This window comes from Chitinophaga ginsengisoli (assembly GCF_003014595.1).
Classification (GTDB): Bacteria; Bacteroidota; Bacteroidia; order Chitinophagales; family Chitinophagaceae; genus Chitinophaga; species Chitinophaga ginsengisoli.
The window spans coordinates 1-13,305 of record NZ_PYGK01000002.1 but is presented as its reverse complement, the minus strand read 5'-3'; the positions used below and the strand labels follow the sequence as shown (position 1 = coordinate 13,305).

The 13,305-nt window shown below is 45.6% G+C and carries 4 protein-coding genes; all 4 read left to right on the top strand.

Annotated elements, in window-relative coordinates:
• Positions 1 to 7: 7 nt before the first annotated feature.
• A complete protein-coding gene (locus CLV42_RS04615) occupies positions 8 to 478 on the top strand; it encodes a hypothetical protein (RefSeq protein WP_106600734.1) in 471 nt (156 codons plus the stop codon).
• A gap of 99 nt (positions 479 to 577) precedes the next feature.
• Entirely contained in the window at positions 578 to 4,018 is a 3,441-nt protein-coding gene (locus tag CLV42_RS04610) for a hypothetical protein (RefSeq protein WP_146154309.1), read from the top strand.
• A gap of 72 nt (positions 4,019 to 4,090) precedes the next feature.
• On the top strand, positions 4,091 to 5,620 hold the full coding sequence (locus CLV42_RS04605) for a pyocin knob domain-containing S74 family peptidase (protein ID WP_106600732.1): 1,530 nt from the start codon (positions 4,091 to 4,093) through the stop codon (positions 5,618 to 5,620).
• A gap of 129 nt (positions 5,621 to 5,749) precedes the next feature.
• Positions 5,750 to 13,305, top strand: a 7,556-nt coding sequence (locus CLV42_RS04600; protein ID WP_146154308.1) for a hypothetical protein, incomplete at its 3' end; no start/stop codon positions are given.

Here is a 13,305-nt window from a genome sequence, read left to right as displayed (position 1 = left end):
TATGTTGATGAAAAGATTATTGGTATTGCTGATAATGTTCACTGGTTTTGTGAATGTAACACATGGCCAGCAGGAGGCATCTGATTCTATTGCAATACTTGGGGAGTGGAACATCTTCGGTGTACAGGCAGAAATGTATTCGCAGCAGGACGGAATATTACTGGAGAAAAGGTCGACGGACCCGAGGGTGGAAGATGGCCAGTTAAAAATGGGCATTCCCCAACATATACGCTTTACTGAAGATTCCTGCTTTCTGGGAGGAAGGGAAGCCATTGCTGGTGGTTACGATTTGATCAGGGGCGGGTTGCTTAGGGTTAAACAGGTGATAAATTCCCGGATTCCCGCAATTATGAAGACCTATCAGTATGTACTTGCTCCGGGAGTACTGACATTGACGCTGCCCTCGGTGTATTACCAGGACACTGGCAGAGGCGAGGCTGTAAAGGTCGTATATCAATGCCAGTACAAAAGGAATTAATGCACCTGAACAATTGGTGCCGGAACTATTGAATAATATATTACCTGAGATTCGATGATATTTAAAGATCGGTATACATGGAAGATCATCTTGTGTTGGATGATAGGCTGTTTTTTGTTATTGCGTAATGGTAGTGTGCATGCACAATGCAGTCCCTGGGCTGTAAGCGCGGCGGCTCAAACGTCTACGTGTGCGGCAAACGGTAAGATAACAGTGACATTAACAGGTAGCGGGGCTTCTTCGCTGAGGAATATACTATACAGCCTTGAGCCGGTGGTGTCAGGAGGATATGCTGTGCCGCAGAGTGAACTGCCGGTATTTGAAAATGTGCCCGGCGGTCAGTATAGGGTGGTGGTACAGGCCGTATGCAATAACGTGTCAGTATCGGCCAGCACTAATGTTACTGTTTCAAATACCTATGTACCGATGAATGTGTTATTGAAGGAAGAAAGAATGGCATTTGCCTCATGTAATACAGGGCAGGGAAGCATCACGTTCGCCGGTGGAAATGCGCCTTATACTGTTACAATAACGGGGAAGCCTTCAGAATATGCCGGCCGCACAACGTTTGTGACATCGGCTTCAACTTTGCTGCTCGATAGCCTGAACGCTGGCTCATATACCTTGTCCGTGTCTGATGCCTGTACATCTACCGCACCGACACAAACACTGACCGTAAATGCGATTACATCTATAGCCGCAACAGATGTTGGTTTTAACGTTGAACCTGTGCCTCTGGACTGTCAGCAACTATGGATAAGTGCTATTGGTTTTTATTCACCTGACCTCTACAAATACTTCTCTGAGAGCGCACCATTAAAAGTAAGCTGCACGTTAGCAGGGGTTTCGACAGCATATGTGCCATTGACATCGGCGCCGGGGTATCTTACACTGCCTGCAGGTACCAGCATCAGTGATTACCGTGGGGCGCCATTACAGATTAATTTCAAATCACCCTGCAATGAAATATTATCGGTTACAGTATCCTTGCCGTCGTCCTGGATAAGCGCCGCAGTTGAAAATAATTGCGGTACTGATTTTAATCTCAGTTATACCCTTTATGGTGCACAAATGGTTTGTTATCCTCTTTCCGTTAGTCTGAAGAATAGCACTACAGGTTCATACCGCTATGGTACGATAGGTTTCAATAAGGACGCAACCGTAACAGATACGATCAATCACCTTTCGTTTGGTGACTATGAAATGACAATTACAGGCGCGGACGGGAAACTTGCTTCCCAGTATTACTTTTCGGCGAAGCCGCCGGCTGGTGAATCGCCTTATTTTCTTACTGCGGAAGAAGGGCCTGGTGCAAGCCTTGGAAATGAAGGTATTGCATTAATAGCAGTGCATAAAACATCGCTTTTTTCAGTTGGTACCAGGATTGAGGTAATCAGTCCTGCGGACAAAGCCTTCACTTACGTAGTAGATTATAATAACAATAATATAGCATATCCTTTAAAAAATGGTGAACTGGAAACGTTTGGCGTGGGAAGTTATCTGATAAGAGTAACAGATAATTGTGGTGTATACGAGATTCCCATCACGATAGAAGAAGATGATGTATTCAGGTATTCATGGAGCTATACAAGTATGCAGACATGTATGGGACTGTCAGTTAAACCGACAGGACATGCTTATTATAAAGGACAGGACCTGCCGACTTATTATCAGATCATAAGTGGCCCTGCGGGATCCGGCAATTCTATTATACCGGCAGGAGATAGCCTGCTATTATCCATTCCGGGTTCTTACCGTGTTGCTGTATCGGCTTATGATGGTGCGGCTGTTGATTATGGGTCAAACGCGAAGGATGTGCATTATGTGAACCAGCCGCTGGCTGTGGACGTTGAGAATTCTCTTGGATGGGTATGTCCGAGGCAGGCGAATAATTCGGGAACGATCAGGGCGTTTGGTAAATATGGAGGTACCGCGCAATCCGGCGTCTATACTTTTAAGCTGGCTGAGGCAGGCAAGGGTGCAACAGGACCCTATCTGGCAGTGAATAACAGCGGCTATTTTAGTTCTGTTGCATCAGGTGGTAATTATAGTCTGATCGCTAATCAGAGTTATGATATAAAAGTGGAGGATGACTGTGGCGCGTCGGCGGTGCAATCATTAAAAATAATAGATTTCGCTACCGCGCAGGTGGTATTCAGTGATAAGCCGGAGTACTGCATTGGAGAAACGGCCCATCTTCGTACCATTAATCTTCCTACCACGGCCAGACGTGCTTACTGGACGGGACCTAATGGCTTCAGTACACAAAGCACCAGCAGTGATCTGTTCATCCCTGACTTCAGAGTTGAGAATGCAGGCGAATACAGGGTGGCGATTACGTCAGATATGTGTGGGGATTCTATTGTAGGCACCGTAACAATAGGAGCAGCGCCATATCTGGCAGTATGCTACAGTGCAGTAACGGATACCAGTGTCAACCCATACATTTACGGGCTCTTAGGTAGCTGGCGGCCGATGCGTTCTTATACCTATTATGGATCACGTGCGGAGTCTGATCCTGACAAGCCTACGGATATTAGGACTGATGGCGCCTTCGCTGATTTTGATGCCTTCTGGCAGGTAAAAGACGGAAAATGGTCTGCACAAAAACAGGAAGCGTGGGTGTGGAATGCGGAAAGCACCATTTTTAACGCTAAAGGATTTGAACTGGAGAATAAGGACCCGCTGGGTCGTTATAATTCAGGGATATATGGATATGGTGATGCAATACCGGTTGCAGTAGTCCAGAATAGCCGTTACCAGGAAGCCACTTTTGAGGGATTTGAGGATTATTATTTCGCGAATGCAAATTGCCAGGAAGCTTGCCCCGCTGGCCGTCGCTTTGACTTCACGCCTTATATGAGCAGAATAGATTCTACTCAGAGACATACAGGCAGGTACAGCATCAGAGTAGTGCCGGGGGATACCGTCGGAGTGATCAGTCCCATTATGGATGTTGCTGAAACATTGGGTGCACCTTCTTTCAATGAAACAACTTTCACCTGTAACAATGTTCCAACCACTGTGCTCAAAAGCGTAAATGCAAACAGTGAAGTGCTGCTGCCTTCTTTCGCGTTGCTTTCAGGCAGAAAGGCAGTGTTTAGCGCATGGGTGAAAGAAATGCAGGACTGTCAGTGCAACTCTTATGAAAGCAACCAGGTAGCGCTTGCGGTAACAACTGGAGATGGAAATAGTGTAGTCGTTAAAATTAAACCCGTTGGAGCAATTATTGATGGCTGGCAGCGGTATGAACAGGTGATCGATATACCGGTGGGAAGCTCGAAGTTCTCTGTTGTGCTGCTTGCAACAGGATCAACAACTGTGTTTTACGACGATATCCGCATCCATCCTTATAATGCCAATATGAAGTCATTTGTATATGATGCAAGGAACCTGCGTATGATGGCTGAACTGGACGAAAACAACTACGCCACTTTCTTTGAATATGATGATGACGCGACATTAACCCGCGTAAAGAAGGAAACTGAAAGGGGCGTCAAGACAATTAAGGAAACAAGAAGCGCTTTAATTAAGGAGTAAACTGAATACACAGCATTCATTGGCTCCCGGAATTTGTAAACTGATAATTGAATCTATTTTTTAAATAAACCTATGAACAGAAGAACGAAACGATTGCTGTTATTTTTAAGCATTTCATTTGTGACAAGTCAGGTAATGGCGCAGAAGCATGTATATCAGATACGGGCTGACAGTGTCCGGATATATAGTGGTTGCGACACTGCTGAACTGATCATAGAAAATAAAACAAAAGATACCCTCGGCTTCCTGTACAATAAGGGGAACGGCCGTACTGAGTTCCGTAAACTTCAGTTACAGTCCGTTGGTAGCAATGCCATTGCGATAACCGGACAGGATACCCTGCAGTTAACGCCTGAGACGCTGTCAACAGTTACCGCAAGAGGAGCCAGTACACCATATGACATTACATTTAACACGGCGTCAGGCAATCCTTCCAACGGTTTAACCTGGGGGTATAATAGCGATGCATGGAAGATTTTTGTAGAGTCGTCACAGGATACTCCTCCGGGAAATATGATATTTGAAGCGAGGGATAATGATAATGAAGGCTGGATCTTCAGACATGATGCTACCAACACCGGCGGCGCAAAGACTGATTTGCTGTCTATCGGGAGGGATCGTTTGCAATACAAAGGATCTGACGTGCTTCACACAAGTTATCCCTATTATGTTAAGGCTGGTGTATACGAAACTCCCACTGACTGGAATACGCTTGTAAGTAGCAGCTTTATTGGCTCGGCTAATATGGGAGCAAATGCTCCGGCTACTGATGGTGCCTGGTGGAACCTGATCTCTACAAGGCACAGGAATGGTCTCACTGATGGTAATAATTACGGGATGCAAATAGCGAGCGGAATGAGCGGTACTTATCTCGGAAGAGCATATTTTCGTAATCAGAGTAGTGGTACCTGGACTGCCTGGAAAGAATTCTGGCACTCCGGTAATGTGACCTTTGCTACGAAAGGAGCTAACATAGCATTGAAGACGGAATCAGATGGCAGATTAGGCCTTGAAAGTTGGGTGAGAGTTGGAAATAATACCGGCTTAACGACGCCAGATGGCACAGCCCTTTATCATAACGGCCCTGCCTGCTGGGTACTCAAAAGTACAACGGGAACAACCGTCACTTACCTCGATTTTAAAACTTCGGATGCTATCAGCCGTGGTAGTGTATACGCCGCAAATGATAACACCATCGGTTTTACCGGAGGTTCAGGCACCAATTGGAGATTGAAAACAGACGCCAGCGGGAATGCTATTGTAACTGGACAGGTAACTGCCACAGGATTTGTTCAGTCATCATTAAGAAGCCTTAAAAAAGACATTCAGCCGTTTACTGTAAGTGCAACCGGCATTCTGAAAGATGCACAGGTACGTACTTTTATCTACAAGGCAGACAGCACAAATACGAAGCGTATCGGCTTTATTGCTGATGAACTTCCGGAAGAGATGTCGGCAGCTGAACATAAAGGTGTCGATGAAGCGAATACTGTAGCATTGCTGGTAAAGGCATTACAGGAAATGAACGCAAGAGTTGAAGCGTTGGAGCAGGAAGTGCAGCGGCTGAAAAACGAAAAAGCCGTCGACAAAAAGGATAAATAGAACAGCATTTCTTTGGAATAGATATATGAGACAAAGAAAGAGACAGCGGCAGTTGATTTCCGGTATGCGAGCTGCAATGAGCCGCATATCTGACAGCAAAAGAAAAAAGAATTAGAGTATCCCGGACCTATGAACTATAAGAGGCGAATTAAAACGATCCTGAAAGGAATATTGTTCTTGTTACTGGCATATTTGCCACAGTTAGCCGGTGCGCAGACAGGTGGTCAGATTACCCTTAAGCGTATACTGGATGGCGCGAAAGGGCAGCTGACGGCTGACTCCGTGGCAACAGTGTCAGACTCAGCATATTTTAGTGCTGCGCTGACAGGCAGGCTTGATACGCCATATCAGGTGAAGAACATTATTACACTCAGTATAAATGAATACACAATATTACCATTGCCAGATTCTTTCCGGGCAACGGTGAGCCTACGTATTTATTACACACTTGCTGATCTTTCAGTTGATTCTGTTGATCAACAGCTCTCTGTTAACTACGACACCGCAGGTACTTATACCATGCGCAGTAGTTTTGTCTTCAGTGGTTCCCACAGGGTGAAAGTGAAGATATTGGGAATAACGTCTACTGCACAGGCGAATATTATTCCGGCACTGCTGGTATTAAACGAGATGGAAATCCATCCTGTTTATAAGCTATCCTGCAAGGCTGACGCTGTGAAATTTATATACGGCAATCCTGCAAAGGCAGATACTGCCAACGAACTGGAGGTGAACTGGCCTGTTATGACAGGAGCGGATGTTTATGACCTTGAGTGGGCATATATTGATCAGAGTGCGCTTTCTGCGGGACGTTATGGTAATCCTTCAAGCCCCGATCCTACTCTGATATTTGAGAATAATACGACACGGGTTACCATTTCCGGTAATAATTACAGCATCCCGCTTTTGTATGATGCTGCTGGTACCCTTTATTACCGCGTACGAGGCGTACAGGAAAAGATGGGTTATCAACGGATGGAAACTGCCTGGAGCTCAGATACAACTACCGGTATAGGCGCTTATCAGTTTACCGGGCATGAGCCGACATTAAACTGGCAATCCACTATCTCATTTGCAGAAGACGGAAAGCGAAAAGTGGTTGTGCAGTATTATGACGGCAGTTTGAGGGGACGTCAGACAGTTACAAAAGACAATACCACAAATACCGTGGTAGCTGCGGAAACTTTCTATGATTACCAGGGACGTCCTGCCGTACAGGTATTGCCCGCCCCTACCTTGAATACGGTGTTAAAATATGCGCATAATCTTAACTCTGCTCTGAACGGAGCAGAATATGACAAGAGTTATTATGACTCCCTGCCTTCTCCCGAAAGCTACCTGACAGCTGCTGCCGCACCAATGAGCACTGCGTCCGGCACCAACCTGTATTATTCACCTGCTAACCCCGAGAAAAATATTGGCTTTAACCAGTTCATCCCGGATGGAGAAGGTTATGCCTTTACTGAAACTGAATATACGGCTGATAATACAGGAAGAGTACTTCGTCAGAGTGGTGTAGGGCCGACGTTTAAGTTAGGCAGTGGTCACGAGACAAAGTATACCTACAATACCGCCGCTAAAGAAGACCTCTATGCGCTGTTTGGTACGGAAGTAGGTGAGAATACACACTACTTTAAAAATACAGTGACCGATGGTAATGGACAGACATCCGTATCATATGTGGATATGCATGGTCGTACAATTGCCACAGCTCTGGCAGGTTCTCCTGAAAACAGAGGGCTTGAAGATCTGCCGTCAAAAGACAGCCTGTCTGTAACCGATTCGCTGTCCGGTGCAGGACAGAATACGATCACTGATATGAGGATCAGTAGCAGACATTCCCAGTTTGTATCGGAAAGCGGCTATTTCTCATTTACTTACCAGCTAACGCCTCCTGTATTACAGAAAATTGATTGTAATGGGAATACTGTATGCTACACAGGATTATATGATCTGGAGATCCGTATTACGGACGATGCCTTTAATCAGCGTTTTGACGATAAGAAGCCGTTTGAAAAAGTAATAAAAGCCAAACTTGATAGTATCAGTGTTGACTGCAATCAGACGCCACAACCAATAAATATTTCCTTTGATGTTTATCTAAAAAAAGGCAGTTATGAGTTCACAAAGACACTGACGATCAACAAGGCGGCGATGGATTATTACCGCGACAGTGTTTTTATGAAGGGCAGCATATGTAGAAGCTACGATACTGTTCTGCAACAGCAACTGACCCGTATGCGTACTGTTCAGTGTGTGCCGGATTGTGCTGGTTGTCTGGCCAACCTTGGGGACTGGGAGCCTTATCGCGACAGGTATATGACAGAGAATAACTATCCTGTAACAGATACTGCATCCTACCGGAGCGAGGCGGAAGCAGCATACAATACTGCACTGGGTGCCTGTACTATTCTTTGTGGAACCGGTACAGAAACCGACGCTATCCGCGATGCGATGTTGCTGGATATGGAAGCGCCTTCAGGGCAGTATGCAAACCCCAGTGATACTGCCAACATTTACTCAATATTCTACCTGAATCTGAAAGATACGATGTATACTTACATGGATACATCTCTCCATTATCTTGATGAAGCGGGCAGACCAGATAAAGTGTATGATGAAGGTAGCGGACTGTTTGTAGATCCACAGAACCTGCGGCCTGCACAGTTTGCAGCAGCGTTCAAGAATTCCTGGTCTTCGGCGCTGTTACATCTGCATCCGGAGTACTGCAAGCTGATTGAAAAAAGTAAATACCGCAGTAGTGAAGAGTGGAGCAAAGATTTTGAATCTGTGGATACTTATGCTGAGGCCAGGAATAAAGGCTATCTGAATCCTACTGATATGCAAGGGATCCCATTTCCTAGATCTAATGTGGATCCATTGTCCACTAGTTTCAAGTCGGCCCTGGAGTCGCGTTTAAATAATTGTAGTAATTCAGGGTATACGATGTGGACCATTGCTGCCAGCTCAGTCAAATGTGGAGCAGCAGATAAAACCTGCATAAACAAATACAATACGCCGGCACTGGCTTTCGATGAAAGTAAGATGTGTGAAGGCGATCTGAATATGGCATGGCGCAGTTTCCGTAGCATGTATCTTACAGCTAAACGTATAGTACTTGACGATTACCTGAAAGCAATCAATTGTGGTGCAAAGGCACAGGACCTGTTGGATGCCGGCAAGCAACTTCGTTTCACATCCAGCACTGAACAGCTTGCGAATGCAGGTTTGGGCAATATGGTGGGAACGCCTGATGTGAAGGCGATGACAGATTCGGCTACTGCGATGGAGATTCGTACTTATGATGAAAACTGCCGCGCTTATGTCTCATCCTGGACAGCACAGCTGGCGAGCTGTTATAGCCAGTCTGCCATTGATAATGAGATCATACCGAAATTACTGAAGGTTTGTAAGGAAGGCTCGGATCGGGATCATCCTAATGGCTCCAGTACGGTGAAACCAGGCAGTACTTATCAGTATCACAGTTTTGAAGAAGTAATAGACGAATATAATCTGCAGCATGGTATTACTAAGAGTATGAGTTGTAATGCTGATGTGATTACCATGCCTAAACCATATGAACGCCAGGTAAATTATAGTGATCAGCCAAGCTTCTCACGTCCTACGGATTGTCAATGTGATAAGCTGGCAGAACTGCGCAGGGAATATACATCGCTGAGGCAGTCTTCAGAAACGTTTTCATCTTACCTGAGCCGCAAACGTGGCATCAACATCAGCCAGTCAGATCTGGATATGCTGGAATCAGCCTGCAGTGCTCCTGCTAACAGTAGCTGTAGCTGGTTACCTGCGCAGATCAATATCCCAGCGATGCTGCAATGTAATGTAGCCCCCGCCTGTGCCACCTGTGAGGATGTAAACCGTTTATATACTTCATTTGTAACAACATACGGAATACAGCCGCAGATAATACTGGATGATACGCTGCAGGACAAGAAGAATGAATTCTTTGCATCCTATATGAATAACCATCTTGGATTCAGCAAGGAAGCATGGGAGTATCTTGCTTTTCTGCAGGATAGCTGCACAAAAGCAACCGGCGATAGCTACACGGTATGTAAGCCGGCTAAGACAGGTACGAATGCCCAGGCAAGTACTTACTCCAATGGCGGTGTGGATGATATTAAAGATATTGTTCGCAGTAAGGACGGGGGATATCTGCTGGCAGGATGGACCCGCGGCTGTAGCGCAGGTCAGGAAGATGCTTATCTGATCAAAACAGACACTGCCGGTAATTTCTTATGGGCAAAAACCTATGGCGCAGAAAATCACGAGGAATTTAAACGTATAAGGCAGACAACAGACGGCGGATATATAGCGATAGGATCTACCAACTCTTATTGTTATGATGCAGGTACGATAATGGTGGCGAAGCTGGACAGTCTGGGAAGGGTTGAATGGAACAAGGTGTTGGAAATGGGCCGTAGTAATTATGAGGGCAAAGGTTATGACATTATCCAGACGAGTGAAGGCGACTATGCGTTCGCAGGGCTTAGCATATCACAGGGCAATCCGCTGGAGTGGGTGACTGGACTTCTGAGCGATGATGGTACGTTGAGATGGTCAAAGATCATCGCATCTCCGGAGAAGAAGGAGGCGATTGCGCTGTTGGAGAACGACGATACATTAGTGATAGCAACTTCCATGAGCGCTGCCGGAGCTAATTATGATGCGGTGGTAATAAAACAGCGGAAGTCGACCGGTGAGATATTGGATATGAGCGGCTACGGTATTAGTGGTAATGACAATATTCCGGGTAGTATTATTAAGACAGCGGCTGGTTATAAGCTATTGGGAGATCGTGCCGGTATCCTGTTAGATATTAATGGAGGTGGATTGGTGCTATCTGCCCGAAAGATTGCTCTTTCCGGAACCGGCGAAGAAGCGTTGTTTAACGGCATTGCTGCGGCAGATGGAAGCATACTGGCAGCACAGACTGTCCCCAGTGATTCTGTGTCCAGGGATGTATATCTGCACAAGATAGGGGTTAATAATGGCGTGTTGTGGTCGAGTCATGTACGGGTAGATGGAGCTGATTATGTTCGTCACATTACTGAGAATCCCGACGGTACAATTGCCGGAGCAGGTATGCTGAACAACAGGGCTTTGTTAATGATCGCCACTGCCGGTGGTAAGACAGGGTGCAAGGACACTATTGAAGATATCAGGAGTAATGATATTTACGCATCTGTTGTCCGTAAAACAATAGGAGCACAAACAATTACAGATCTTGACGAAAAGCTGATCAGTGCCGTAGCGCTGGTGGAGAAAGCATGTACGCCGGTAAGAAATCAGGCTGGATGTCCCGGACTTGACAGTTGTTACCTGGTGAATGGCCTGCCGTTGCTGTGTGGTAACCTGGGGGTATTCCCAACTGTGGAGATCGATCAGACAACTGCTTGTTCCGACAGTACATTCTTTGCTCAAAGTGCTGCCAGGGTAATATATGACACCTATACCGATTCCATAAAAAATGACTTCGATGCAAGTTACATGCGCACAGCTCTCAAGGCAGCGTATTTGGAGAAATTTGCCGTGAAGTACTCGCTTAGCGAATACCATTACACCTTATACTATTATGATCAGGCCGGAAATCTTGTGAAGACCGTTCCTCCGGCTGGTGTGATGAAGAACCGCAGACAGACCTGGGTAGATAGTGTGGAAGTTGCGAAGGCCGCCGGTGTGAGACTGGTACCTGCTCATACTATGGTAACGGAGTACAGGTATAATACATTGAATGGTATAGTAGCACAGAAAACACCTGATGCAGGCAAGTCTGCATTCTGGTATGACAGGTTGGGAAGATTGGCAGTGTCGCAGAATGCGAAACAGCAGCCATTCAGCAATTACAGCTATACAAGCTATGATGATCTTGGACGAATAACAGAGGTTGGAGAGTTGTCTTCAGGTACGACAATGACTGATGCCATCAGCCGTAACCAGGAGAATTTTATCAATTGGTTTAATAGTGTTTCCAATAGCCGTAGGGAGATAACGAAAACAACGTATGACATTGCCTATCCGTTCTTCAGCCCGCGTGATTTTGCTGCGCGGAACCTTCGCAACCGTGTGTCATGGACTGCCTTATATAAAAATGCGGATTCATTGAATGGCGGCGGGCATAGTGTTGCTACCTTTTATACATATGATGTTCTCGGAAACGTAGATACCCTGCTGCAGGACTATAGGGAAGGGAAAATGGGCCTTGCAGGACATCGTTTCAAAAGGATAGCATATAACTATGATCTGATCAGCGGGAAGATAAACGAGGTAGCATATCAGCCAGGCGCACCTGATGCGTTTTATCACCGGTATAATTATGATGCAGAGAACAGATTGACCAGTGTAGAGACAAGCAAGGATAGGATATATTGGGAGAATGATGCGTATTACCAGTACTATAAGCACGGTCCGCTCGCACGTACAGTGATTGGTCAGCAACAGGTGCAGGGCCTGGATTATGCCTATACTCTGCAGGGATGGCTTAAAGGTGTGAACAGTACGGCGCTGACACCAGACAGTGATCAGGGCGGTGATGGAAAGGCGGGGGCTGTGGTTCCCGGCGATGCATTCGGTTTTGCTTTGAATTACTATGGAGCTGATTATAAACCAATTAACAGTAGTAAACTACCTTTTGCAGCTGGAGGTGGTGATTTCAAACCACTGTATAATGGTAATATCGGAGCTATTAGTCAGTATGTGACTGGTTTGGGTGAGCCGCTGTTGTATAATTACAGGTATGACGCCTTGAACCGCATTAAGGGAATGCAGGCATATAAGGGACTGGATGTCGTGTCAAATGCCTGGAATCCGGTAGCACTGGAAGACTTTAAGGAGTCTGTGAGTTATGATCCTAATGGTAACATTCTTAAATACAACCGTAATGGTAATCAGACCTTTGCGAATAAGCCACTGGGTATGGATAGTCTTACCTATGCTTATCGTCCTGGTACAAATAAGCTGGATTATGTCGATGATGCGGTAGATGCTGCTAATTATGAGAGTGATATTGACAGACAGTTACCAGGTAACTATGTATATGACAGTATTGGTAATCTGGTGAAAGATGTTACGGGGAAAATTGAAAAGGTTGACTGGACATTATATGGTAAAATTTCCTATATTGTAAACGCGGAAGGTGATACGATACGTTATACTTATGATGTGAGTGGTAATCGCATCAGTAAAAGTTTTCATGACACGACTACCTGGTATGTAAGAGATGCAACGGGGAATGTAATGAGCGTTTATACTCTTCCTGCAGGTAGCAATATCAGGCTATCAGAAAGCCACTTGTATGGTAGCAGCAGGCTGGGTATATCGAGGCCGGAATTGGATTTAAATGAGAATACAGGCGGCGGGATAGTATTGCGGGGATTAGGTTCGGCAGAAATTACTAATTTTAACCGTGGTAAGAAGGTCTTTGAGTTAAGTAATCATTTGGGGAATGTGCTTGCGACAGTGTCGGATAGGAAGGTGTTGATAGGACAAGCATATAAGTTTGATTTGCTTTCTGCGAATGAATATTATCCGTTTGGGATGCAGATGCCGGGTAGGGGGTATAATGCGGGAGGTTATCGCTATGGGTTTAATGGGCAAGAGCACTCGAGTGAGTTAGGAGATAATAATTATACTGCACAGTTCTGGGAGTATGATAGTAGAATAGG